General features: G+C 54.3%; 20 protein-coding genes and 5 pseudogenes. 11 read left to right on the forward strand and 14 right to left on the reverse strand.

What is annotated here, in order from left to right; all coding sequences use genetic code 11:
* Positions 1 to 59 precede the first annotated feature (59 nt).
* Together AB4O41_RS06895 and AB4O41_RS06900 are read right to left on the reverse strand one after the other, a co-directional pair.
* Positions 60 to 1,280 (reverse strand): NAD(P)/FAD-dependent oxidoreductase, encoded by a 1,221-nt coding sequence (locus tag AB4O41_RS06895; RefSeq protein WP_401126175.1) that lies wholly within the window; start codon positions 1,278 to 1,280, stop codon positions 60 to 62.
* A gap of 27 nt (positions 1,281 to 1,307) precedes the next feature.
* A complete protein-coding gene (locus AB4O41_RS06900; protein ID WP_149630891.1) occupies positions 1,308 to 1,655 on the reverse strand; it encodes a RidA family protein in 348 nt (115 codons plus the stop codon).
* A gap of 737 nt (positions 1,656 to 2,392) precedes the next feature.
* Here AB4O41_RS06900 and hisC point away from each other — a divergent pair.
* The 3 genes and pseudogenes from hisC (at position 2,393) to AB4O41_RS06915 (ending at position 5,528) form a co-directional block, all read left to right on the forward strand.
* Positions 2,393 to 3,529 (forward strand): histidinol-phosphate transaminase, encoded by a 1,137-nt coding sequence (gene hisC / locus AB4O41_RS06905; RefSeq protein ID WP_159389958.1) that lies wholly within the window; start codon positions 2,393 to 2,395, stop codon positions 3,527 to 3,529.
* A complete protein-coding gene (gene hutC, locus AB4O41_RS06910; RefSeq protein ID WP_159389959.1) occupies positions 3,529 to 4,266 on the forward strand; it encodes a histidine utilization repressor in 738 nt (245 codons plus the stop codon). Before hisC ends, hutC begins: the two co-directional genes overlap by 1 nt.
* A gap of 41 nt (positions 4,267 to 4,307) precedes the next feature.
* Positions 4,308 to 5,528: pseudogene (locus tag AB4O41_RS06915) on the forward strand (NTP/NDP exchange transporter).
* 361 nt (positions 5,529 to 5,889) lie between these two features.
* Here AB4O41_RS06915 and hutH read toward each other — a convergent pair.
* The 6 genes from hutH to AB4O41_RS06945 all read right to left on the reverse strand — a co-directional run bounded on the left by hutH (position 5,890) and on the right by AB4O41_RS06945 (position 12,347).
* Positions 5,890 to 7,422 carry a histidine ammonia-lyase gene (gene hutH / locus AB4O41_RS06920; protein ID WP_460146810.1) on the reverse strand — a complete coding sequence of 511 codons (1,533 nt, stop codon included), beginning with the start codon at positions 7,420 to 7,422 and terminating at the stop codon, positions 5,890 to 5,892.
* The gene (hutU, locus tag AB4O41_RS06925) at positions 7,419 to 9,110 is read right to left on the reverse strand and encodes a urocanate hydratase (RefSeq protein ID WP_460146812.1); all 1,692 of its coding nucleotides are present in this window, start codon (positions 9,108 to 9,110) and stop codon (positions 7,419 to 7,421) included. Before hutU ends, hutH begins: the two co-directional genes overlap by 4 nt.
* A 182-nt stretch (positions 9,111 to 9,292) precedes the next feature.
* Entirely contained in the window at positions 9,293 to 10,057 is a 765-nt protein-coding gene (locus tag AB4O41_RS06930) for an ABC transporter ATP-binding protein (protein ID WP_460146814.1), read from the reverse strand.
* 16 nt (positions 10,058 to 10,073) lie between these two features.
* Positions 10,074 to 10,784: an ABC transporter permease gene (locus tag AB4O41_RS06935; protein ID WP_301157905.1), complete on the reverse strand. Its 711-nt coding sequence runs from the start codon at positions 10,782 to 10,784 to the stop codon at positions 10,074 to 10,076.
* Positions 10,781 to 11,509 (reverse strand): ABC transporter permease, encoded by a 729-nt coding sequence (locus AB4O41_RS06940; RefSeq protein ID WP_460146817.1) that lies wholly within the window; start codon positions 11,507 to 11,509, stop codon positions 10,781 to 10,783. The genes AB4O41_RS06935 and AB4O41_RS06940 overlap by 4 nt, the downstream gene beginning before the upstream one ends.
* A gap of 55 nt (positions 11,510 to 11,564) precedes the next feature.
* On the reverse strand, positions 11,565 to 12,347 hold the full coding sequence (locus tag AB4O41_RS06945; protein WP_460146819.1) for a transporter substrate-binding domain-containing protein: 783 nt from the start codon (positions 12,345 to 12,347) through the stop codon (positions 11,565 to 11,567).
* A gap of 903 nt (positions 12,348 to 13,250) precedes the next feature.
* Here AB4O41_RS06945 and AB4O41_RS06950 point away from each other — a divergent pair.
* Positions 13,251 to 13,551: pseudogene (locus AB4O41_RS06950) on the forward strand (IS21 family transposase); the annotation flags it as partial.
* Between the two features lie 111 nt (positions 13,552 to 13,662).
* Here AB4O41_RS06950 and AB4O41_RS06955 read toward each other — a convergent pair.
* The 4 genes from AB4O41_RS06955 to AB4O41_RS06970 all read right to left on the reverse strand — a co-directional run bounded on the left by AB4O41_RS06955 (position 13,663) and on the right by AB4O41_RS06970 (position 16,738).
* Positions 13,663 to 14,595 carry an AEC family transporter gene (locus tag AB4O41_RS06955; protein WP_460146821.1) on the reverse strand — a complete coding sequence of 311 codons (933 nt, stop codon included), beginning with the start codon at positions 14,593 to 14,595 and terminating at the stop codon, positions 13,663 to 13,665.
* The gene (locus tag AB4O41_RS06960; RefSeq protein WP_460146823.1) at positions 14,592 to 15,251 is read right to left on the reverse strand and encodes an aminotransferase class I/II-fold pyridoxal phosphate-dependent enzyme; all 660 of its coding nucleotides are present in this window, start codon (positions 15,249 to 15,251) and stop codon (positions 14,592 to 14,594) included. The genes AB4O41_RS06955 and AB4O41_RS06960 overlap by 4 nt, the downstream gene beginning before the upstream one ends.
* Complete coding sequence (locus AB4O41_RS06965) at positions 15,145 to 15,759, reverse strand: aminotransferase class I/II-fold pyridoxal phosphate-dependent enzyme (protein ID WP_460146825.1); 615 nt, start codon at positions 15,757 to 15,759, stop codon at positions 15,145 to 15,147. Before AB4O41_RS06965 ends, AB4O41_RS06960 begins: the two co-directional genes overlap by 107 nt.
* Positions 15,760 to 15,853: 94 nt before the next feature.
* Positions 15,854 to 16,738, reverse strand: coding sequence for a LysR family transcriptional regulator (locus AB4O41_RS06970; RefSeq protein WP_460146827.1), 885 nt, complete (start codon positions 16,736 to 16,738; stop codon positions 15,854 to 15,856).
* Between the two features lie 176 nt (positions 16,739 to 16,914).
* On the opposite strand from AB4O41_RS06970, the gene AB4O41_RS06975 reads away from it, so the two are divergent.
* From AB4O41_RS06975 to AB4O41_RS07005, 7 genes and pseudogenes are all read left to right on the forward strand, one after another.
* On the forward strand, positions 16,915 to 17,304 hold the full coding sequence (locus AB4O41_RS06975; protein ID WP_460146829.1) for a DUF2946 domain-containing protein: 390 nt from the start codon (positions 16,915 to 16,917) through the stop codon (positions 17,302 to 17,304).
* Positions 17,305 to 17,412: 108 nt separating this feature from the next.
* Positions 17,413 to 19,494 carry a TonB-dependent receptor gene (locus AB4O41_RS06980; protein ID WP_460146831.1) on the forward strand — a complete coding sequence of 694 codons (2,082 nt, stop codon included), beginning with the start codon at positions 17,413 to 17,415 and terminating at the stop codon, positions 19,492 to 19,494.
* A 640-nt stretch (positions 19,495 to 20,134) separates the two neighbouring features.
* Positions 20,135 to 21,091: a GlxA family transcriptional regulator gene (locus tag AB4O41_RS06985; protein WP_460146833.1), complete on the forward strand. Its 957-nt coding sequence runs from the start codon at positions 20,135 to 20,137 to the stop codon at positions 21,089 to 21,091.
* A gap of 257 nt (positions 21,092 to 21,348) precedes the next feature.
* Positions 21,349 to 21,967: pseudogene (locus AB4O41_RS06990) on the forward strand (TonB-dependent siderophore receptor); the annotation flags it as partial.
* 463 nt (positions 21,968 to 22,430) lie between these two features.
* Positions 22,431 to 22,763, forward strand: coding sequence for a carboxymuconolactone decarboxylase family protein (locus AB4O41_RS06995; protein WP_137204872.1), 333 nt, complete (start codon positions 22,431 to 22,433; stop codon positions 22,761 to 22,763).
* 152 nt (positions 22,764 to 22,915) lie between these two features.
* Positions 22,916 to 23,091: pseudogene (locus AB4O41_RS07000) on the forward strand (FAD-dependent oxidoreductase); the annotation flags it as partial.
* Between the two features lie 473 nt (positions 23,092 to 23,564).
* Positions 23,565 to 24,105 (forward strand): annotated as a pseudogene (locus tag AB4O41_RS07005) (NAD-binding protein); the annotation flags it as partial.
* A gap of 68 nt (positions 24,106 to 24,173) precedes the next feature.
* Here AB4O41_RS07005 and AB4O41_RS07010 read toward each other — a convergent pair.
* The gene (locus tag AB4O41_RS07010; protein ID WP_301157916.1) at positions 24,174 to 24,503 is read right to left on the reverse strand and encodes a thioredoxin family protein; all 330 of its coding nucleotides are present in this window, start codon (positions 24,501 to 24,503) and stop codon (positions 24,174 to 24,176) included.
* Between the two features lie 71 nt (positions 24,504 to 24,574).
* Positions 24,575 to 25,270 carry a DsbA family oxidoreductase gene (locus AB4O41_RS07015; RefSeq protein WP_460146836.1) on the reverse strand — a complete coding sequence of 232 codons (696 nt, stop codon included), beginning with the start codon at positions 25,268 to 25,270 and terminating at the stop codon, positions 24,575 to 24,577.
* Positions 25,271 to 25,598 lie beyond the last annotated feature (328 nt).

Raw genomic sequence — 25,598 nt, forward strand, 5'->3', positions numbered from 1 at the left:
GGTTCTCGCCCACTACTCCGAGTGAGATGGGCGAGAACATTCATGCACAGCTACTGAGCTCAGAAACGCCCTGGAGCAAAGGGTGCCGGATCGACCACTGGTGTCTCGCCCATAATTAACTCTGCTAGAAGTCGACCACTGACCGGGCCGAGCGTGAACCCCTGATGGGCATGGCCGAAATTGAACCAGAGTCCTTTATGCAAGGGCGCTGCGCCGATCACCGGCTTCATGTCTACCGTGCAGGGTCGGGCGCCGCTCCAAGGCGTGCGCTCCACCTGGGGGCCTAACGCTAATACCTGCCGTGCGGCCCGCTGGGCCTTGGCTAGTTGCACCGGTGTTGGAGGCGCACTCAAGCTGGCGAATTCCGCCCCCGTTGACAGGCGGATACCGCGCTTCATCGGCGCCAGCATGTAGCCTTGTTCAGTATCCAGCACCGGGCGGCTCAATGTCGCGCCATCGGCAAAGTGAGCGTGGTAACCGCGCTTGACGAACAACGGAATGCGGTAGCCCAACTCGCCAAGTAGTTCGTGAGCCCAAGGGCCCAACGCCACGACCACCTGCGACGCGCCGACCGATCCAGAATCGGTGTCGACGCTCCAACCGGCTCCCGACTGACGCAACGATCGCGCATCGCCGCGCAAAATCTCCCCACCTTCACGCACGAACAGATCGGCATAACGCTGCACCAACTCACCCGGCTCAATGCACGTCCAGGGTTGCAGCCAATGAATGCCCCCCACCAATGCATCGCTCAACGCTGGTTCCGCCAGTCTGAGCGCGGCACCGTCCAGATGCTCGGACGACACGCCGTATGCACTCACGCGTACCGCACGCTCCACCGCCTCATCGAATTGCTGTGGGCTACGAAAAGCCTGGATCCACCCTTTGCGCACGATCAGGTTTTGCGAACCGCTTTGCTCAATCAACTCCGAGTGCTCGCTGATCGAGTGCTCAATCAGCGTGCGAAAGGCATCTGCAATGGCCTGGTAATGCCTAGGTGCGGAGTTGGCCCAATACCTGACCAAGGCAGGCACGTATTCAGGCATCGCGCGCAGATGGTAGTTGACGCCAATATCGCGCTTGGCTGCCACGTTTATCAGGCTGGCAAGATCCCTTGGGAAAGCATAGGGCTCAATGGCCTCACGCTGAATGATGCCTGCGTTGCCGAACGACGTTTCACGCCCCGGCAAACCTTTGTCCACCAGCGTCACCGCGCAGCCACGGCGTTGCAAATGCAACGCCGTGCATACGCCGACAATACCGGCCCCCAGTACCACCATTTGTTTTTCGTTCACGCTGCCTCCGAATCAAGCACGCTGTTGCGCGATGACACTGATCTCGACCAATGCATCGACCACAAGGCCGGCGCAGACGGTCGCGCGCACTGGCAGGTTGGTCGTGAAGAATGATGCATAAGCCCGATTGAATTCGGCGAAATTACTCCGGTCGGTCAGGTACACGGTAACGCTGACAACATCGTCCAGCGACAGCGATTCGGCTTCCAGCGTCTGGGCAATACGCGTCAAGGTCAAACGCGTTTGCGCTTCGATACCTTCAGGAAAGCTACCGTCCTCACCAAACGGCAATTCGCCAGACAAAAAAACCAGGCCCTGGCTGTGGCGGACTTTGGAAAAGGGCAGATTGCTAACGGTCATGGCAGTTCTCTCTTGGGTATTTCAAGGAGGCGCCCATCAACGAGCACCGGTTGTGAATCATCGATTCGACTTCTGCGGTTTTTACGGTAGGCCATTGAGTCATGCATACGCTTGAGCATGTAATCCCACTCGCGGACACCGGACACATAGATCAGGAGCGAACAGCTGCTTGAGATCATGTCGACTCGTTGCTTCATACGTTCAGGAGGGGTGAATGTATGTTTTAGCCTGAAATACCAATCCTGTATATACACGATGAAGCATTTACCATGCCGCTCAATCAAAAATACGCCACGGGCCTGAGGTAGAGCGACTTACCCTCCTCTCGCGATTAGGACACCATAGGTGCCCCGATACTCAAGGTTTCGTTTTCCCCCACCAGGCATCATGGGTAACACTCTAGCGCCACCATTGGTTACACAAGGCTAAAAGGCAGCGATCATCAGCCTGGTCTACTCCGCTAGGAACAGGCCTGTACTGCGGAATCAAGAGCAGCTCAGATATTTTGGCCTGCATTTTGCTTTACCGGTATATACAGGCACATACAGATGTCTGCTGCGTACTCATCCTGATTCCCAAGGATGTTACTCATGAATGCACTGATACCGCTCAGACTCATTCAACTAACAGCCGTACGAGATCAGCCATAACGCCGAATAGCCGCGTCTGCAGCAACTCCTGCAGAACCACCCGGATCGTAATGCCTTCCAGCAAGACACTAATGAGGTTAGCCCTGTATGAATGCCAATGACTTGAACCTGCTTGCCCGCGCAGAAGTGCGCGAACTGGCCAGTTACAACGCCGGCCTTGCCTCGGATACTGTACGCAAGCGTTTCGGCCTGACTCGCGTCGCCAAACTAGGCAGCAACGAAAACCCGATGGGCACAGCACCCGCCGTTAGCGCCGCAACGGCTCGAGCTTGCAGCGAAATTGCGCTATACCCCGATGCTGGCTGCCAGGCATTACGCTCCGCACTCTCGGAAAAGCTCGACGTACCCGAGAATCAATTGGTGTTCGGCAACGGCTCGGAAGATTTGTTGAGCGTCATCAGCCGGGTGTTTTTAGACCACGATGACGAAGTAGTTACCGTGGTGCCATCTTTCGGGTTGCACTTCATATACCCAATGGCAGCCGGTGCCCGGGTGGTAGGTGTTCCCATGACCGACAGAGGCACCTTCGACGTAGCGGCAATGATCGCTGCACTCACCCCCCACACCCATGTGCTGATGTTTTCATGCCCGTCAAATCCGGTCGGCTGCACCTTAAGCGCCGACGAGTTGCAGCAGCTGCTCGACGCATTGCCCTCGAAGTGTCTACTGGTGTTTGATGAGGCCTATTACGAATACGCGCAGTGGGAGGCCGAGTACCCGGATTGCCTCGGTTTGATTCAGGCCAGCGGCAAACCGTTTATCCTGCTGCGGACTTTCTCCAAGGCTTATTCCTTGGCAGGTTTGCGCATCGGCTACGGTATCGTCAGCGATCCACTGCTGGCAGATCTTATTAACCGCCTGCGCACCCCGTTCAACGTCAACAGCGTGGCACAAGCTGCGGCGATTGCGGCGCTGGCAGATGATGGTCATCTAAACGCCTGCCTATCCCATGTCGCCAGCGAACGCCGGCGGCTGGAAGTGGCACTGCACGAGCAAGGCATTACGACCGCACCGTCCTTGGCCAACTTTCTGTTTTTTAGCACGCCTTATCCGGCCGAAGTAATCAACCAAGCACTGCTGCGTGAAGGGGTTATCATCAAACCGTGGCGCGAAGTTGGATACACTGAGTACTTGCGCGTCTCTGTCGGAAGCTGTGAGGATAACGACCTTTTCCTCCAAGCACTGGCAAGCGTCCTTGCCGCACTAGAGACACGGGCTGACTAATGATCAAAAATGCACCACAAGCGCTCTACCGGCGTGCAAAGGATTATGTGCAAGACCAACTTCGCGCGGGCGTTTGGAAACCTGGTGACCTGATTTCTTCAGAAAACCAGCTGGTGCAAGAACTGGGCATTTCGCGCATGACCGTCAACCGGGCCTTACGCGAACTGACCGAAGAGGGTCATCTGGTCAGGATTTCAGGCGTTGGCACGTTCGTAGCCGAAAGCAAACCGCAATCAAACTTGCTGCGTATCACCAACATTGCCGATGAAATCCTTGCTCGAGGTCACAGTTACACCTGCCGTGTCCTGCACCTGGGGCGCGAATCGGCCTCAATGCCGGTGGCGTCCGCATTGGGCCTGACCACCGGTTCTTCAGTTTTCCACCTGATCTGTGTTCACAGCGAAGAAGGCGTGCCCGTGCAACTCGAGGATCGTTACGTCAATCCCGAGCTGGTGCCAGAATTTCTGAAGCAAGACTTTGGCGAGCACCTGCAACCGGCCAAGTACCTGTTGCGGGTCATCAAGCCCGACGAGATGGAACACATCGTCGAAGCCTGTCACCCCAGCAACGAGGAAAGCAAACACATGCAAATCGATGCTAATGAACCTTGCCTCGTGCTCATACGCCGAACCTGGAGTCAGAGCAAAATCGTCACCTATGTGCGTTTAGTACACCCGTCCTCACGCTATCGCCTAGGCAGCCGCCTGCCAGTAAATGGGGCGCACAGAGACAGTTGAGGCCTGAAGGCACTTGATGAATTGAACCATCATGATTTGGGATGAGCACCTCATTCCTGCAGCTTCGTTTGAGCCAAGGTATCAACGCCGAATCTCAGGAGTTGCTCCCTGCGACTTCAGGCTTCCTGTTATTTTTTTGCTTGTTCACCGGCTGCTTCATGCTGCGTCCGATCCGCGAATCCATGGGCATAACGGTGGGGGTGGAGAATTTGCAATGGCTGTTCACCGCAACTTTCTTCGTTATGCTCGCCGTAGCTCCCATGTTTGCCTGGCTCAGTTCCCGGGGGACACACCTGCACTTTGTCGATTGGGTCTAGGGGTTCATCAGCGTTAACTTGATGATTCTCGCCACACTCTTCCAAGTGCAAAGCGAAAGCCCGTGAATGGCACGTGTTTTCTACGTCTGGATCTCTGCCTACAACTTATTTGTCGTCTCGGTCGCCTGAAGCCTGTTGGCGAACGTATTCGACGGCGTGCAACCCGGACGCTTGTTTGCCTTTATTGCGGCCGGCGCCAGTGTCGGCGGGCTGGTGGGGCCAGCACTCAGCGCGTTGTTTGTCGGTCAACCGAGAGAGACAGGTCTGATGCTGCTGGCGGGTCTATTACTTGGCGCAGCACTGGCACTCAAATACCCGTTGATGCGCTGGCATGAGGTCGGCGGTGCAGGACGCCCCGGAGCCACATCGATGGACAGTCCGAGCATCCTCCTTTCAGCGGCTTGACGCGAGCCCTGAAGTCGACTTACCTACTGGGTATATCCAGCTTTATGATGCTGCTCGCAACTATCACGACATTTTTACTGCGAACAAGCACGTTTGATGGTCGAGCTTTTTCCTGACCGTCTGACTCAGATTCGCGCATTCGGAATCATCGACTTCATTGTCCAGGCTGGCACCCTATTCTCGCAGCTATTCCTGACTGGCTGCTTGGCGGAGAGGTTGGGGGGGCGCATGCTTCTGGCGATCGTGCCGCTGCTGATATGCATCGGCTTGATTGAGCTCGCGCTGGCGCCAAGCTGTATCATCCTCACTGTCCTAATGACCGTGCGTCGCATCGACGAATATGCCTTCGCCCGACCGGGCCGGGAGATGCTCTTCGCGCCACTCGACGCCGAGAGTAAATACAAGGCCAACAGCGTCATCGATATCGTCGTTTATCGCGCAGTCGATGCCATTAGCGGTTGGGTCAATAGTGCGCTTGATATGCTGGGCCAAGTTGGCGGCCTGCTTGCAGTTGTCAGTAGAGTGCGCGCATTGCTCTGAGGCTGCCTGGGATGGAGGCTTGGCAAGCAGGCAGATGAAACTAATGCCAAGAGCTCCGATCTTGCTGCCGACAATCCGACGCAAGGTTTGCCGGTGGAACGGGCGGGCGCTTAGAGATTCTGTAACAGCGCTTCAGCGAAAATGCGACCGTCATAGGCATCTCCCTGAAACTCAAAATCTCAGGCCATGGCTGTCGTGAATTTTCATGTACTACAAACGCAAAAAAAGCTCCACAGCTACAACGACTGCCTGTCGCCAATAGCTGTAGAGCAAAAAACTGCATAAACATTGTAGCTAATGCGTGGAATGACTCGACCAATTCAGCTCACCCGAGACAGGGGCCAAAGGCCCCTCCCCACGACTACAAGCTTGGGAGCAACTTCGGCAACACCAGCTCGTTCAAGCAACGGGAAGCCAACAGCTCGCTCGCCGCGTTGATATCCGGCGCGAAGAAGCGATCTTTCTCGTAGTAGGCCACTTTGCTGCGCAGACTGGTGCGGGCAAGCTCCAGCTTCGCCGAGGTCTTCAGACCTTCGCGCAAGTCTAGGCCCTGGCACGCAGCTAGCCACTCTACAGCGAGCACGCCACGAGTGTTTTCAGCCATTTCCCACAATCGCTTGCCGGCTGCTGGAGCCATGGACACGTGGTCTTCCTGATTCGCGGAAGTCGGCAGGCTATCTACCGAATGCGGATGCGCCAGCGCCTTGTTCTCACTGGCCAGCGCCGCTGCGGTGACTTGGGAGATCATGAAACCGGAGTTCACGCCGCCATTAGCCACCAGGAACGGCGGCAGTTGCGACATATGCTTGTCCATCATCAGCGAAATGCGGCGCTCGCTCAGGGAACCGATTTCAGCGATGGCCAATGCCATGTTGTCAGCAGCCATGGCCACAGGCTCGGCGTGGAAGTTACCACCGGAGATCACATCGCCTTCGGCAGCAAAGACCAACGGGTTGTCGGAGACGGCGTTAGCTTCGACGACCAACACTTCGGCAGCTTGACGGAACTGGGTCAGACACGCGCCCATGACTTGCGGCTGGCAACGCAGGGAGTACGGATCCTGAACCTTACCGCAGTTCTGGTGGGAGTCAGAGACTTCACTGCGCTCGCCCAGCAAGTCACGGTAAGCGGTAGCGGTGTCGATCTGGCTTTTTTGTCCACGAGCGGCGTGGATGCGTGCGTCGAATGGCGAGCGCGAGCCCAAAACAGCCTCAACAGTTAGAGCGCCGATCGCCAATGCACCAGCGAACAGATCTTCGCCCTCGAACAAACCACGAAGGGCGTATGCGGTGGATACTTGCGTGCCGTTGAGCAATGCTAGCCCTTCCTTTGCAGCCAGTGTCAGCGGCGTCAGACCGGCGACTTTCAGCGCCTCAGTCGCTTCCAGCCATTCGCCCTTGTAATGAGCCTTACCTTCACCCAGGAGCACAAGCGACATGTGGGCCAAAGGCGCCAGATCGCCGGATGCACCGACCGAACCTTTCAACGGAATGTGCGGATAAACCTCGGCGTTGATCAAAGCGATCAGTGCTTCGATGACGGCGCGGCGGATGCCGGAGAAACCACGGCTCAGGCTGTTGACCTTGAGCACCATAACCAGTCGGACTAGCGCATCGCTGATCGGCTCGCCAACACCGGCAGCGTGGGACAGAACCAACGAGCGCTGGAGGTTTTCCAGATCGTCGGTGGCGATGCGGGTCGAGGCCAGCAGGCCGAAACCGGTATTGATACCGTAGGCGGTGCGGTTCTCGGCGAGGATCTGTTCCACGCAGGCAACGCTGGCTTCAATCTGGGCCGAAGCGCTGTTGTCGAGGGTAATTTTCACCGAGTGCTGGTAGACATCACGCAGTTGGGCAAGACTCAGTTGGCCTGGGATAATGTTGAGTGTGTTCATGCTTTGGCTCCTTTAACAGGGGTGATCATTGGCAGGTTCAAGCCTTGCTCTTTGGCGCAATCTATTGCGATCTGGTAACCCGCATCGGCGTGACGCATCACCCCTGTGGCCGGGTCGTTGTGCAGCACGCGTGCAATGCGCTCGGCCGCTTCGTCAGTACCATCGCAGACGATTACCATGCCCGAATGTTGGGAGAAGCCCATGCCGACGCCGCCGCCATGGTGCAAAGAGACCCAGGTCGCACCGCTAGCAGTGTTCAGCAGTGCGTTGAGTAATGGCCAATCGGACACGGCGTCGGAACCGTCTTGCATCGATTCGGTTTCACGGTTCGGGCTGGCCACGGAACCGGAGTCCAGGTGGTCGCGGCCGATCACGATTGGCGCCGACAATTCGCCGCTGCGGACCATTTCGTTGAACGCCAGACCGAGTTTGGCGCGCAGACCCAGGCCAACCCAGCAGATACGTGCCGGCAGACCCTGGAAGCTGATGCGCTCGCGAGCCATGTCCAGCCAGTTGTGCAGGTGAGCGTCGTCCGGGATCAGCTCTTTGACTTTGGCGTCGGTCTTGTAGATGTCTTCAGCGTTGCCCGACAGCGCAGCCCAACGGAACGGGCCGATGCCACGGCAGAACAGCGGACGGATGTAAGCCGGCACGAAGCCTGGGAAGTCGAATGCGTTTTCCACGCCTTCTTCCTGGGCCATCTGACGGATGTTGTTACCGTAGTCGAAGGTCGGCACGCCCATTTTCTGGAATTCCAGCATGGCTTTAACGTGCACGGCCATCGATTGCTTGGCGGCCTTGATTACAGCGGCTGGTTCAGTCTTGGCGCGTTCGCGGTACCGATCCCAGGTCCAGCCGGCCGGCAGATAGCCGTTGAGCGGGTCGTGGGCACTGGTCTGGTCGGTGACCATGTCCGGGCGTACGCCGCGCTTGACCAGTTCCGGGAGGATTTCAGCCGCGTTGCCCAGCAGCGCGATGGAGATCGCTTTGCCTTCGGCGGTGTATTTGGCGATGCGGGCCAGCGCGTCGTCGAGGTCGGTAGCCTGCTCGTCGACATAGCGGCTTTTCAGGCGGAAATCGATGCTGATCTGCTGGCACTCGATGTTCAGCGAGCAAGCGCCGGCCAGGGTTGCAGCCAGAGGTTGAGCGCCACCCATGCCGCCCAAGCCGGCGGTCAGTACCCACTTGCCTTTAAGGTCATCGTTGTAGTGTTGGCGACCGGCTTCGACGAAGGTTTCGTAGGTGCCCTGAACGATGCCCTGGCTGCCGATGTAGATCCAGCTGCCGGCGGTCATCTGGCCGTACATGGCCAGGCCTTTGGCGTCGAGTTCGTTGAAGTGTTCCCAGCTCGCCCAGTGTGGAACCAGGTTGGAGTTGGCGATCAGTACGCGTGGTGCGTTGGTGTGGGTCTTGAACACGCCGACCGGCTTGCCGGATTGCACCAGCAGGGTCTCGTCGTCGTTCAGGTTGGTCAGGCTTTCAACGATCTTGTCGTAGCATTCCCAGTTACGTGCCGCACGACCGATACCACCGTAAACCACCAGTTCTTTAGGGTTCTCGGCCACTTCCGGGTCGAGGTTGTTCATCAACATGCGCAGTGGAGCTTCAGTCAGCCAGCTTTTGGCGGTCAGCTTATTACCACGCGCGGCGCGGATTTCGACGTTACGGAAATGGGATGGCTTGCTCACCGGTAATCCTCTCGAAATGACTTTCTCAGCCTATTTATGGTTTAGCGCTACAGGTCGCACATAAATATAATCATGTATATACAACCTCAATCAAGCTAATTTTGCTCGACTGTGGTTACAGACAAAGGGCAAGGCGATTTGGAGCTAATGAGCGACCAGGCAGTCGCTCGAAGGCACGGTGGTTACTTAAGGTTGCCGCTGAGGAACTGCTGCAGGCGTTCGCTCTTGGGGTTGCCCAGCACATCTTCAGGTGAGCCCTGTTCTTCCACGAGTCCTTGGTGGAGGAACAGCACCTGGTTCGACACCTTACGTGCGAAGCTCATTTCATGGGTCACCATAATCATGGTTCGGCCTTCTTCGGCCAGGCCCTGGATAACCTTGAGCACCTCGCCGACCAATTCTGGATCGAGCGCGGAAGTCGGTTCGTCGAACAACATGATCTCCGGCTCCATGGCCAAAGCTCGGGCGATTGCGACCCGCTGTTGCTGCCCGCCGGAGAGAAACGCGGGGTACTGATCGGCGACGCGAGACGGCAAACCTACCTTGTCCAGATACCGCCGGGCACGCTCATCTGCGTCCCTTTTGCTGACACCCAGCACCCGGCGTGGAGCCATAGTGATGTTGTCGACCACGGTCATGTGGCTCCAGAGGTTGAAGTGCTGGAATACCATCGCGAGCCGTGTGCGCAGGCGTTGAAGTTCTGCCGCGTCGGCCACATGCATGCCGTGGCGATCATGCATCATGCGAATCGGCTGGTTATCCAGCCCCATAGCGCCGTCGTTGGGCGTTTCCAAAAAGTTGATACAACGCAAGAAAGTGCTCTTGCCCGAGCCACTGGCGCCGATCAGGCTGATCACATCGCCAGTTTTGGCATTAAGCGAAACGCCCTTAAGCACTTGGTGGCTGCCATAGCTTTTATGCAGGTTTTCAACGGTCAACTTATACATGTTCGAACATCCTGAATTAATGAGCCGGGCCAAGGAAAGACAGCCAACGGCGTTCAGCCAGACGGAACAGGCCAACCAAAGAGAAAGTGACTGCAAGGTAAATCACAGCGGCGATACCGAACGACTGGAATGTCAGGAACGTTGCCGAATTGGCATCCCGGGCAACCTTGAGGATGTCTGGCACAGTCGCGGTGAATGCTACGGTGGTCGAGTGCAGCATCAGTATGACTTCGTTGCTGTAGTTCGGGAGCGATCGGCGCAGCGCAGATGGCATGATGACGTAGGCATACAACTTCCAGCCGCCTAGTCCGAACGCCTTAGCCGCTTCAACCTCACCGTGATTCATGTTACGGATCGCCCCGGCGAAGATTTCAGTGGTGTAGGCGCAAGTGCTCAAAGCGAAGGCAAGAATGGTGCAGTTGATTGCATCCCGGAAAAATGCGTCGAGCATGGGCTGCGACCGCACCGCTGCAAGGCTGTAAATACCGGTGTAGCAGATCAGCAGCTGTATATACAGCGGTGTGCCGCGAAACAGGTAAGTGTAAAACTGTACCGGCCAGCGCACCCACAGGTTGCTTGAGACCCTTGCAATCGACAGCGGGAGTGCCATCAAAAAGCCTATGAAAAGGGAGGCGCTGAGCAGCCATAGGGTCATCGTCAGCCCGGTGATGTGATAGCCATCGCTGTAGAGGAAAGGCTTCCAGTATTCCTGCAGAAGTTCAATCATCGCACGGCCTCCCGGGTGCCTGCGGCATAGACGATTTCCAGCCGCCGCAAGACGTAATTCGATGCTGTAGTGATGACGAGGTAGATCAAGGCCGCCAGCACAAGGAAGAAGAACAGTTGATAGGTTGTCTTGCCGGCGTCTTGAGCCACTTTCACTAAGTCAGCCAGTCCAATAATTGAGACTAGCGCGGTGGCCTTGAGGATGACCATCCAGTTATTGCCGATACCAGGTAAGGCGAAACGCATCATCTGCGGGAACAGTACAAAGCGGAAACGCTGCGCACGGGTGAGGCCGTAAGCGGTGGCCGCTTCCATCTGGCCACGAGACACGGCCAGGATGGCACCTCGGAAAGTCTCAGTGAAGTACGCACCGTAGATGAAACCAAGGGTAATTACGCCCGCACTGAATGGATTGATCTCGACGTAATCCCATCCCAAGGCTGAGGTCAGTTGGGTGAGCCAGGTTTGCAAGCTGTAGAAGATCAACAACATCAGAACCAGATCCGGCACTCCACGAATCAGCGTGGTGTAAGCCTGCGCCGGGACGCGCAACAGCGCCGACTTTGAAAGCTTGGCACTGGCACCAATCAGGCCCAAAACCACGCTCAGCAGCAAGCAAAGGAAGGATAACTTGACCGTCATCCAGGTGCCTTGCAGCAACAGTGGGCCGAAGCCCTTGAGGCTGAAGCCAGACAGCCCCAGCATCTGCAATAGGTTTTCTAACATGGGGAAGCCCTTCGTTAATCAGAAAAACGCCCATCCATGAATGGGCGTAGCGTCGTTATTTGCCGCTGTAAATATTCTGATCACCGAAGTGTTTCTTTTGGATGGCCATGTAGGTGCCGTCGTCGTGCAGCGCCTGTATGCCCTTGTTCACTAGGATTTTAAGCTCGGAATTGCCTTTGAGCAGACCGATAGCCGTTTCTGCTGGCAGCAGTTCGTGATGGACTGGCTTGCTCACTTCAAAGTCGGCGCCCTGCGGGGATTTCAGGAAACCCATTTCAGCTTGCAGCATGTTCTGGATCGAGGCATCGAGGCGACCCGTGACCAAGTCAGCGTAAACCTGATCCTGGTTGGCATAGGCCTGGGTTTTTACTCCAGCCTTGTTCAGCACGGCCTTGGCGTAGGCCTCCTCGGTGGTGCCTTGTTCATAGCCCACGGTTTTGCCAGCCAGCGTCGTGATGTCTTCACTCAAGCCCGAGCCTTTCTTGAAGACGAAGGATGTAGGTACTGAAAACAATTCGTTAGAAAAATCGATAACTTTTTCCCGCGAAGACGTCACGGTCATTGCAGAAATCACGCCGTCGAATTTATTGGCCCTAAGGCCGGGGATCATCCCGTCGAAATCACTTTCTACCCATTTGCACTTGACCTTCAGTTCAGCGCAAATCGCGTTACCCAGATCAATATCAAAGCCCACAAGGCTGCCGTCTGCTGCCTTGGATTCGAAGGGTGCATAGGATGGGTCGACTCCAAAGCGCAACTCCTTGTACTCCTTGGCCGCAGCCGAGCCAGCCGCCGCGCACAGAGCCAATACTGAGAGGGTCAAAATAGATTTTTTCATTGTTTTTATTCCTAATAACCAACAGAAGCGCTTGAGGCGCACGAGTACAGTTATGGAGCACGTGTGGCGTACACAGAACACACACGGACTGCGATTTACGGACAAACGTGTCGAGACGCATGGTTGACTCTACCGTGCAAACACATACTTGTACAGACAGGAACAGGCAACCAATCATCCACTGATCAGTTCAATTACTGAATGGCAGCTAAAAAATACGAATTTTTCCCAGAAAGACAGGGGTGTAGGAGGTTTTTCTCTTGGGTAGAGGAAGACAGTCAACCGTCCTGATTGCGCCGAACGCCAGCGGAATGCTTTGGAAGATGGATAAGGCAGTTGTACGAGGCGGATCAGCACTCAGCTGTCTGCGACATGATTTTGAAGTGACCCTTTAGCGACGCGGATCACTGCAATCTCTGGGTAGCTGGAAGCTACCATCCCCCTCAAAAGTAAAATGGATATGCGCAAAAAAAAATTCATGGTGTTTTCCGACTCTGAGTTCCGCAATTCTTCGGGTCATGGGCAACAGAAACGCTTCCGTCCTAGATTCCGTCTGGAAAGCACGCTAGGCTGAACCCTTAGTTTCGGATGCGTCGCGCGCGACCCAGTCAGCCAAATAGCATTTCGTAAATTCGGATTGATTAGGCCTGTGGAAACAGCCCCCCCCGGAGCGACAAATTGCCACGCAACCCGCTGCATTTCAGCACGGCTTTTGTGATCACTGTGCGGACTCCATGACCATCCGGACGGCCATTCCACCAAAATCCGGACACTGATTCCACGCTGATCCGGACACCGATTCCACGGCCATCCGGACTCTTTCAGGCAGGCAGCGACGCAGGAATACTCACTACCATCGCCCTCTTTTATCGAAGCGAAGAGGTCGTCGTGGAGCGTTTATCCATGCGTAAAATCCGAGAGGTACTACGCCTAAAGATCGACGCCGGCCTGTCCGTGCGCAAGATCGCCAAAAGTTTATCCATTGGCCATTCGAGTGCGGGAGACTACCTTTGCCGGTTCGCTGCCAGCGGGCATCAGTGGCCCATCGACCTCTCAGATGCCGAGCTGAATCGACGTCTTATTTCCGCCGGCAGTACCCGCGCCAAGCGACCAACGTCCGACGCCGGACGGGCTCATGTCCACGCCGAGTTACGCCTCCCCGGCGTCACCTTGGCCCTGCTGGCAAGAGTATCGACTCGCCCAACTTCGACAATATTGGGGGTAATAGAGGAGTAAAAATGGATATGGCTCACTCTAGATGATGTTCGAAACATGGCGCAGTCGGGCTGCAATCTTGAATGCTGTATGTAAACTCCTAAAGCTCAATCCAGTTGGTCATTATCAAGATGACGGCGGGTAGTGCAACGCCTGCAAGCAGGGTTTGGCAAGCGATGATCCCTGCCATAAGCGGCGCATCTCCGCCCAGTTGGCGCGCCATGATGTAGGAGGATGAAGCGGTAGGCAGCGCCTGGAACATCAGAGCTGCAATGGCGGCTTTCCCTTCAAGCCCGAACACATGACAGGCTCCAAGCGTCACGAGCGGCATGAATAAAAACTTCACCAGCGACGAATAGCCAACCGGGCGTAGCCATTGCTTAATGCTTCCGAACTCAAGCGCGGCACCCACACAAATTAGACCGAGCGGTAGTGACGCCTGCCCCAAGGCTTTGAGCATCGGCTCAATACCAACCGGTAGTTCCCAGCCCAAGACCTGAATGAATCCGCCAGCGAAGCACGCTAGTACAAGCGGATTAAGTGCTAACTGGTTAAGGACTTTGCTGAATGACATCCTGCCGCCTGATCCGTACTTCGCGAAGACCAGCACACACAGGATGTTCACTGTAGGCACTATAGCCGCGTTCGCGACGGCTGCCAGTGCTACGCCTTGCACGCCGAACAAGCCCGCAGCTGCCGAAACGCCGACGTAATTGTTGAAGCGTATGCCACCCTGAAAAACTGAGGTGAATGCCGCATTGTCCTGAGTGATCAACGCTCTTGCGCCCAAAAACATTAGCGATACCACGACAGTCGACAATATGAGCACCGAGACCATGCTTTGAATGGGCACTCCATGAAGCTTGGCGGTCGCCAGTCCGTGAAAGAAGAGAGAAGGAAGCAACACGTAATATGCCAGGCGCTCTGCTTGCGCCCAAAAGGTCTCTGCCAAGAATTGGCGACGTCTGAGCCAAGCGCCCAGCACGATCAAGAGTGCGATGGGCAACAAAGAAGTCAATAAGGAGATGGTCATGCGCTTGCCTTGATTTTCTGCACCAACCGTTCACATCCCGCGATCATGATCGACTCATCAGTGGCGAAGGAAAGCCTGATATGCCCCGGCATCCCAAAAGCGCTTCCCGGAACGGTGGCTACGCCGGCTTCGAATAAGGCAAGCGCGAAAGCCTGATCATCCTTGATCGATTTGATCCGGGGCAGGAGGTAAAACGCACCCTCTGGGCACGCGACATCAATCGCCTCGCAGGCTCGCAGGACTTTCAGCGCGGCATCACGCCGCTGGCGATAAATAGCATTTCGCTCATGCACCAATGTTTGGGGCCCAGTCAATGCAGCCACCGCCGCCAACTGGCTCAAGGTACTTGTCTGAGTACAGTTCTGTGACTGAACCAAGCTTATTGCTGTGATCAATGGCGTTGGCCCACACCCCCACCCCACTCGCCAGCCGGTCATTGCGTAAACTTTAGACACACCATCCACGATCAGAATACGGTCTCTCAAGTCAGGCGCCACCGCCGCCAACGTTTGGTAGGGATCATCCGTGTAACGAATTTCTGAATAGATGTCATCCGATAGCACCATCACCCCTGGGTACTGGCGCAGCACTTCGGCGATGGCCAACAGTTGCTCGCGCAAGTAGAGCGACCCTGACGGATTGCCCGGCGCGTTCAAGACGACCCACTTGGGCGACTTTGCCAGGCGAAGCGTTGCCTCCAAGTGCTCTGCAAGTGAGGCGAAAGCCTTCTTCTCTCGTAGTCGATACAAACAGCGGTCGGGCGCCGCACATCTTGATCATGGCGGGATAGCTTGCCCAATACGGCGCAGGAACAATTACCTCATCCCCGTCGTTGAGGGTCGCTTGAAAAGCGTTATAGATGATTTGTTTGGCGCCACAGCCGACGGTCACCTGTTCATCGGCGCAATCGAGGTTTCGATTGTCTTTCATGCGCATACGGATCGCGTGGCGAAGTGGCTCAATACCATTCGACGGTGAGTAGGTCAGGCGACCGCTGAGTGCAGTGTGCGCAGCCTCAAGGACGTGGGGCGGCGCGTTGAAATCCGGCTCTCCCAACGTCAGGTTGATGACATCCCGGCCCTGCGCTCGCATCAACGCCGCTCGCTTTGTCATTATCAGGATAGGAGACTGCAGGGCATTGTCTGCGGCAGGTAGAGTGATCATGTTGCCCTCAAGAAATCGTCTGGATGGGCACCACCATAAGAAGTCTGACTCTAAAATAAAAACGATTTAAAGTTCAGCGACCAAAAAGTATCTCTCATGGATCAGCGTACGGAGAATACGCTTTCACGGCGTTCGCCAGAGCTGAAGCCAGTCGCCCAAGCGGACGGTCTTCGCGCTCCAGCAATACCACGCGCCTGGTTTTTTGAGGCGTGCCGAACGGCCCAAAGGCCAATGTTGTCAGGCTTTCGACTTGTTGCTGAGCGAGAGGAATGATGGATACGCCAAGTCCGCTTGAAACCATCTGGATAATCGCATCCTGGCTATCAAGCTCCATGCTGGTCTGCACCCGCAGCCGCATAGTGCGAAGCTCTCGCTCAATGGTTCGACCCGCCCAGGCGCGACGATCAAAGCGAATGAACGGCTGACTTTTGAGAAGAAGCTGCAAGTCCTCATGCGCGAGTGACACCGGCGCGATGATCCAGAATCCTTCCTCGTAAAGCATCGTGCTTGCCAGGCCATAAGGGTGTGGTTTTACCGGTTCTGTGGTGATCGCAACATCAAGCTCGCCCGCTTCCACGCGCGTGGACAACTCAGCAGACATGCCCGACGCAACAGTGATGCGCAGGTGCGGATGCTGGGCGCGCAATGCAGACAGTGCTAGGGGCAGGACGCCTGCTAGCGCTGTTTGGATGGCGCCGATTCTGAGCCTGCCGCGCAACTCACTGTCGCCGCCAATCTCGGATGAGATGCCGTCGTATAAGGCCAGAATTTCTCTGGCACGCTCCACGGCGATATGCCCCGCATCCGTCAGCACCGGCAACCGCCGTGAACGGTCAAACAGCAGTGCATTGAAATCCTCCTCCAGCGACCGAACATGCAGGCTGACCGCGGACTGGGTGAGATGTACTGCGTTCGCTGCCCTGACGAAAGAACCGTATTGAGCAATGGCAAGCAATGTTCGAAGCGCGCGTAATGACATAGCCATTCATCCAGCGAATTGATGGGCGAGCTTACCAGTTGGTGCATGCATATTGTTTGGGTGAAGCCTTTCCTTCGCGTCCGAAAAGACCTAGTGGCGAAATAGCGCACCCAGGAAAAATTTACTTCATTCTTTAAAGCGGGCTAAATAGCCGCCCCTTCGCGGCGATTTCATTTATGAGTTCGTTGAAACGCATCAGTCCCTGGATTGCCTGTCTGGCCGTCTTGCTCAATTTGTTCGCCATGCCGATGAGTCGTGCGATGCAGACGCCGGACGTGCGCCTGATTCTTTGGGGTGGCTTTTGTTCGGGTGGGAACTTGAGCGCCCTTCCTACAGACCTCGGCAAGGTGATTGATGCCTTGCAGCTTCCCCAATCAAAACCTGTCATGCAGCACGGCGACTGCTGTTGCGGACATGTAGGGCTAGCAGCGTTACCGTCCAACTACTATCGGCATTACCTACCGCAGTACACCACCAATACCGCCCTCGAAAATCCTGAACTACCGACACTGCATCCAAGGATTCGTTGGCCCAGTCTAAGTCCGCGCGCCTCTCCCTTCGCCTGATCACAACACCGCTGACATCATCCGGTGCTGCCCTCTTTAAATTTTTAGCGACCTGCCAAGGACGCTGAACGCCCCTTAGAGTTTCTTGATCATCAGGAAGTGCGTGCTATGCCTGCTCCATTTACTTTGCGTCACGCAAAGCGTTTTTCTGTGCCCCATCCCCTATGGCCGCTGTTTTCAATAGGTGTGCTCGCATTAAGCCCGTTGTCAGTGGCATTAGCTGAAGCCAACAGAATCGAAAATTCAACCCTGACCCTGGGCGCGGTCAGCATTCAAGGTTCAGCCAGCGGCCCGTTAAGCACAAGTAGCGTACTCAGCTCAGTTGATATTCTGGGTGCTGACATACTTGAAAAGATGCCGGTCAACTACAGCTGGGAGCTGTTCAGCCGCGCACCGGGGGTTATGCTGACAGAATTCAACCAAGGCACCACCTCGGGCAAAATCTCCTTTCGAGGCTTCAACGGCGAAGGCGAAGTGAACGCTGTCAAATTGCTGATCGACGGAATCCCAAGCAACAGCAACGACGGCAACATGCCGTACATGGACATGATTTTCCCCATGGAGCTGGACAGCATCGAGGTCGTGCGTGGCACCAGTGATGCGCGCTATGGCCTGAACAACATTGCCGGCAACGTCAATATGCTGACCCGCACGGGTGGAGACTACGACAAGGCACGGCTTCGTTATGGCAGCTTCAATACGCGAGAGGCCCAACTGGCCAAGGGCATTGAAAGCAGCAACTGGACTCAAAACTATTTTTTCGCCTATCAAAAAGCAGACGGCTATCGGGATCACTCGGAAGCGGACAGGTTTTCGATGTCAGGCAAATGGTTCTACACGCCGGACGATGACAGCTACCGCATCGGCCTGATCGCTCGTCACTATGAAGCCGAGGCTCAGGAGCCAGGTTACCTGACTGAGGACGATGCACGTCATCACCCCGAAATGACCAACAGTCACAACGCTACGGACAAAGGCACGCGGCGCATGAACCAGGTCAGCCTGCATTTAGACACCGACTTGGCTGAGACGCTCGCCTGGTCAGCGAAAACCTACGTCAACACCTTTGACGACAGGCGCTGGACGCGATACTGGAGTACAAGCTCACAGCAGGAGCGTGACAACTATGAAACGCAATATGGCGCCCTCACCTCCCTGACCTGGCGGCCTGAAGTCAGCTGGTTACACGATTTCGCACTGGAAGGCGGTGCCAACATGCAACAGCAGCAAAACAAGAGTGAGCGCTATCGCACCAGAGACCGCACACGTTTAGCTACCACCCGCGACCAGCAGTTCGACTTCGATACATACGGCGCCTATATCCAGGCCGAGATCAAACCGTTTGAGTCTCTGAAGATCATACCGGCCTATCGGGTCGATAAGATCCAGGGCGATTTCACCAATGAAATGACCGGCATGGATTACGACATAAACGACTACGGGCTGATCAAGCAGCCGAAAATCAACGTGGTGTATTCGCCGTGGGATGTGGCCAGCTTTTACGCGAATTGGGGGCGTACCTTTCAAGTGGGCACAGGGGCTGCGGCTTATAAGATTCCGCCCAGAGATACCGACCTAGCACCATCGATCAACGAAGGCTGGGAAACCGGAATCAAGTTCACGCCGACTGACTGGGTGGACGGGCGTGTTGCTTATTGGCAGCAAGAGGCTTCAGGGGAAGTAAGTCGCCGGCTGAACGACCCGAGCGGCGAATCCGATAACGTCGGTGAAACGCGGCGGTGGGGTTATGACTTACAGATGAACCTGTATCCGAACGAACGCACGAATATCTGGATGGCCTACTCCTGGCAGTATTCGAAAATACTTGAGCCGAGTGCTACGTTGCCTAACAGCAAAGGCCAGGAAATCGACCACATCCCGCATCACCTGTACAACGCGGGCATCAGCTATGGGGCGACCGACGCATTACAGCTGACTGCCTGGATGAACGGCCAGACCAATTATTATCTGGAGCGGGAAAACACGAAGGGGACTTATGGCGGTTACGTACTGATGAACCTCGGCGCAACCTACCAGGTGACGCAGTCAGTGAGCGTCGACCTACAGTTGAAAAACCTCGCTAACCGATATTATGAGTATGCCTGGTACGACCCGGACGGTGCCAAGGCATCACTGCATTCGCCAGGTGATGGCCGTGCGCTTTATACGGGAGTGACTGTGGACTTCTGATATGGAAGATTGCTGAGGCCTATTTGGCCTCAGCAACTCAAAAGACTAAGCTGCTGTGCTCACCGCAAACTGAGCATCAGAAAGTAGCAAATAGGTGAACTTAGTGCCTTAGGTAACAAGAGCATCAAGCTCATTCTCTGTCGCAACCAAATACAATTCTACGGGATCGAGAGGCCAATAGACCAATTAGATCTTGCAGGTGACGAGATGAAAAATGAGCATGCATTGCTTGCTGGTCGCGCCATGAACACTCGATTACCCAGCTGTTCGACTCGGTGGCACTCCTTAATTCACATTTAGCAACACTTGAAGAGTTACTTTCCATTAGTCCAAGGATATTACAGATCTCGCCTTCAAGACCTTCATCCATGCTCACTTCGAATCCCATAGCGCTCTTCATAAGACCCGACATAAAACCAGCCCTCAAATAAAAACCATTAATTTGCGCGAACCGCCAAGGAAAGACCAAAGGATGCTCAAGTGCTACTAGAAATATCCCAGGTGATACAAGGCCATCCTGCAGCGTTTTAGATTAAGGTCACAATAGACGGTAATGGGCTAAAAAGATGACAAAAAATTGATGATTTCTGCCAAAATCATGAGGATCCTCGAGGTGTTCTCTTGGGAGGGGTAACTCAAAATGCTTGTTAAATCCATTCAATTCATTACCTACTCTGAAGTGAGCCTGCTCGACTTAGCTGGCCCCCTGGATGTGTTTATTGCGGCTAACCATTTCGCGCATCCCGATCATCCGCCGTACTCTTTAACTATCCTATCGTTAAGCCCCACGACACAGATCCTCTCTGATTTCTCGTTAAATGCTGCCATTTTGGAAGAGGACACACCGGCGGCACACACGCTAATCGTGCCTGGCGGGCCTGGGGTTCACAAATTTTGTAATCACCCGAACTTTTTTACACATTTTGTAAAGCATGCTGAAAAAGCGAAGCGTCTAGTTTCCGTGTGTACGGGGATATTTGCGCTAGCGACTGCTGGAAAACTAACCGGGCGAAATGTTACGACCCATTGGTCAGCCTATGACAAGTTGGAAATTGACTTTCCCTCCGTAAACGTAAGGCGCGGGCCTATCTTCATTAACGATGGCGATTTATGGACTTCCGCCGGCGTTACGTCTGGCATCGACTTGGCTCTTGCAATGGTCGAAGCAGACTTGGGGCACGCTGCCGCGCTCGAAGTTGCACGACACTTGGTTGTTTTTCTGAAGCGTCCGGGAGATCAAAACCAGTTCAGTTCGTCGTTAACCCTACAAGCAAAAAGCAGTCAATTTTCAGACCTTCATGCTTGGCTAAATAGCAACCTTAGTAGCGATCTATCGGTGTCTTCGCTAGCAAACTTTATGAACATGAGTGAACGAACCTTTGCGCGAAAATACAGTGAGATAACCGGCTGTACGCCGAGCAAAATGGTCGAGAAGATTCGGTTAGAAGCAGCTTGCCAATTACTTGCAACCTCAAAGACCCCACTTAAGGCAATCGCCAATAAATGCGGTCTAGGTAACGAGTCAACCTTCATCCGTAGCTTTATAAAAAACTACTCCGTCACACCCAAAGAATATCGGGAACGCTTTAAGTCTTAACCTTTCGCAGATCAAAAACCAACTCATCACCATTAAAACATGATTTTAATATAACTCATGGTTTCATGCTTGATTCTGAAAAGGCTGGCAGTTCCCTATGCTTTTTTTTCAAACCTCATTTCACGAAAACATTCGCCGATACTCAGACGGTGAGGTGCCAAGGTGAACGCCAAATTGTTGTCTCAAAGATATTCCAGTTTTTCACATACGGCGCAAGTCCGATAACGAAGGTGTCCGTCAGCCAGGAAGAACAGACAGTCGAAGGCCGCGTACGCTTGGCAGCTATGATTCCTCGGAGCTTGCGCTTGGGGTCAACCATGCCCTGAGTATCGGCGCGGATCCACATCACTTCGCTCGTCTGGATGTCAGCCGTGAGGGCAGTAATGGCTACATCGCAATAAACGCGAGTCCACAAGCACTGCGTTTTCCATCCTCACTGACTGGACTCCACAGCTCAGCCATACCCTGGCGATTGAATACCAGGAAGATAAAGAGGACAGCTCTTATTGGGGCTCGCCGATTCTGAACGCGGTCAGCGATACCATGAAGATCGACATGAGCCGACGCTTTGAATAACGTGAGCGACGGACGTTACGAACAGCGCGTCCGCTTGGTACGTTCGATCATCGATTATCAGGGTCAACGACAGCACCAGCCTGCAATACCCTATATCACTACGATGCCCAGCGTGACTACCGCAACCTGGAAAACTATCGCTACAACGCCGACAACAGTTTGGTGAGACGCCGCTCTGCCTATCTGCGACGGCATGAACAACGGGTCGACGGTAACCGCTTCGAATTGCGTCACAACGACACCTTGTTCAGCATGAATAGCCAGTGGTCTGCCGGCTTCGATTACTCGGTAAACCAGCAGAAGCTCTACGCGAAAGGAAGACTCCGACGTATGAGGTCATGAAGAGGTGTGCGGCGTGAAAGCAACTAAGTTTGACCAATATTTCCAGAAGGTGATGAGCCTGGTAGGTGACAGCATCTGTACCCCATAGAAAAACCTAACTCCTAGCCGGGCCCCACTGGCCAGAAACATCGGCTATAGGAAAATGGCTCTACACGGCACCTGCTGCTGGACATTGCCTCATACGATGGAATTGGCATATTCGTTTTGGATCATGGTTTATGGCAGTCCAGAAGGTCGCCATGGAATCGTCATAACGCTTATTTTTTGAACTCTCATTCCTACTCGTGGGAACTCCCCCTTCCATCTGCGCAAGTCGCTTTAGTGAGCCCTTGCAAAACCTACCTACTAGATGGTAGCTTTCACATCGAGTTCACAACTCTTTTCGCAACCTATTAGGGCATCGCGCCCAAGTGAGTATCCCATGCAAGATTGGAAGCAAACTCGTAAAGACATCACCACCCGCTTGGTGCAACTCAATGGCCTGTCACCGGAGACCATGAAAGGTGTGACTTCGTTGGGCAATGCCGGAGCAAAAACAAACCATCTTGACGCTAAAACTCGTGAACTGATTTCGCTCGCTGTAGCGGTGACCACCCGCTGCGACGGCTGCATTGCTTTCCACGCTGCTGAGGCCAAAAAGCTAGGTGTAACAACTGAAGAGGTCTCAGAAGCTTTGGGCGTAGCGATCAACATGAACGCTGGTGCTGCATTGGTTTACAGCACTCACGTTTTGGATGCATTCGACAAGTCTTAATACACGGCAGTGCGGAAATATCGGTAAAATTGGAAGCCTAGCCTTCCCGCCCCGCCAATCAACTGCAAGAAGTTTTCTCAAGGCCTACAGGCTATCCCGCACGCCATTAGCCAACCGCTCGTTGTGCTGATGGCCTGTTGAGGAGAATGAAAATGACCTGCGATTTTGACCTTTACATCATTGGCGCCGGTTCCGGTGGTGTACGGGCTGCTCGCTTTGCGGCCGGTTTTGACGCGAAAGTGGCTGTGGCCGAGAGCCGCTACTGGGCGGCACCTATGTGAACCTCGGCTGCGCCCCGAAGAAGTTGCTGGTCTACGGCGCACACTTCTGAGCATGCGCACCCTTTAGCTTCGATTGATCGAACGCGGTTCATCCTTCCGGCAACTGCTGGAAGGAGCGTACGAACGAAGCATTGGAAGGTCTAGCTGATTCCGAGCTACCACTTGTGATACCAGCAGAAAGACTGGGCCATACAGACCCCTGCGCGTTTTTCGCATGCTGTCCGGAGCTACTTCGTTAAAGCACCGAGTGCACTGCGTCATGAGTTGGTCGACTGATGGTAGGAAAAGCACTAGCAATCAACAGCACAGTAGCCCCTAGTCCTGCCAAAACGATCACTGATTCAACTACGACGCAGTGCGAGCTTGAGGATTAAAGCTCTCGAAAAAGGTCACGCTCAACAACGGCACCCGCCGCTATCAACGCACTGACCATTGCGCCACTGACTTTGCAGCGGTCACATACCGACCTCCGAAGTATACCCCTTGGTTGAGCCATGCGCGCGCATCCCGCGTTGCGCAAGGCCGTCTATTAATGTCCTGTGGCTTTGAATTGGTGGTACAGCATCACGATCCCGGTCATATCGAGACGTTGCGTAAGTTCGGGGTCAAGGTGTTCTACGGCGACGCGACCCGCCTCGATTTGTTGCACGCCGCCGGCGCTGGTCAAGCAGTGATGCTGATCAACGCCATCGACAATCAGGACAATAACCTAGCACTGACTCGGCTGGCCCAGAAGCATTTTCCCTCCCTGAAGGTGATGGTGCGCTCGCGATATGGGTCACATCATTGCCCTACGCCATATAGGCATGGAGGCAGTCCAGCGGGAGACTTTTGAGATCGCTTTGCCCCTTGGACGTAAAGCGCTGGAAAAACTGGGCGTCGGACGCTATGAAGCCCGTGAGCGTGGGGATCGATTCCGTCGCCTGAATCTGGAGATGCTGAGGAAATGGTCACGCAGCCCTCGGATGAGACCGAGTTCTACTACGACGCCTACAAACGCGCTACTAGCGGAACTGTTCAATGACGATACAGCTTATCTGATCAATAGTTGGCCGAAGTAAAGTCGAGCCAAGGCGGAGAAGAAAAATAGCCAACGAAAATCGAAAGAATTAAAGCCATTCAGATCGACCTACAAAACGTCCTTTAAATCAGCCAAGATTGCTATCTTCAAAGCGGCAACCGAGCGAGAGCCGGCCAGAACCAAACGTAACCGCCCTTCGTGAAAAATCGCCAAGGATGGCACTGATCGTATGCCGTACATTTGGGAAATCGTCGGAGAAACAGCCACATCAATTTTTCCGAAGGCAGCGCGAGAATGCAGCTTGTCTGCGAGGTCGTGAAAGACCGGCTTCATTACCTGGCACGGCTTGCACCAAGACGCCGAAAACAGCACGACGCTGCTGCCTTTTGCAACGAATCTGGCGAACTGTTCGGCTCTCAAGTCTACGATACGGCTCATTTGCACCTCATCCACAACGCTAATTCAAGTTTAGAGATAGCAGCACCATAGGTGCTGCGAAGTCTCTAGCATCAATTACATCCATCAAGACCACAGACTTGACCACTGAACGACTCATCCTCACCCGTTGACTCCGAACACATTTGATTCAATGCTTGGAGAAAAGCCTCTTGGGGCTGAGCTCCCGAAACTGAAAACGAATTATTGAAAACAAAAAAAGGAACGCCTGAGCCGAATTGGGCCGCCGCGCGCTCGTCCTCCTGCATCTGAAAGCGCAGGGCTTGAGATGACCACGCGAGTAGAACTGACTCATCAAGTACCCCTACAGACTTTGCTATCGCCTCTAAACTTTTCCTGTCGAAGAGCGATTTACCCTGAGTGGTACTTTGCTCATATAGCGCTTCCACCAAGTCTTTTTTCAGGGTTTCATCTTGGACTGCTTTAACTAATACGTGCGCATCTGCAGTATCACCAAACAGCATGGTTTCGAAACGATAATCAAGCCCCGAAGATTGGCCATATTGCTTCACAGCACTCATCATAGTTACAGCAGAGACCGGACTACCCAATTTACGTTTTAGGGCTCCAACCATAGGTTCAGCAACATGGTTCGGGGCAAGACGGTACGCTCTTACATTGACTTGAACACTGTCTTTGTATGGGAAGCTTGCAAGCGCATTTTCGAAACGACGCTTCGCGACCCAGCACCAAGGACAGACGTAGTCAGACCAAATATCTACTACAAGTTTTTTAGAAACGCTGCTCATAAATCACTCGACATTGAAAGAAATTAAAGACACCGCCACCTATTGAGCAGAAGCCAAGAGACTGATCTAAAATCAATCTATATGGTAGCGACCAGCATGTTTTAGTTTATGACACTATTTGATAACTGATCGTTCTAGCGACTTAAGCAAATAGTTAAACCCTACCAAATGATCAACTGATCTGCCTATTGTCCACTCAATGAGACTTGCACTTCCTAACGCGCTCAACCGGATGAGCACGTAGGCTTCAGGCGGCATAGGCTAACCACGCGTTTTTCAGAGCTGCCTCGCTGATGGCTTTCTCCAGCCATTCAAGTCGTTCCTCGAA

The sequence above is a fragment of the Pseudomonas sp. S2_A02 genome (genome assembly GCF_054668495.1).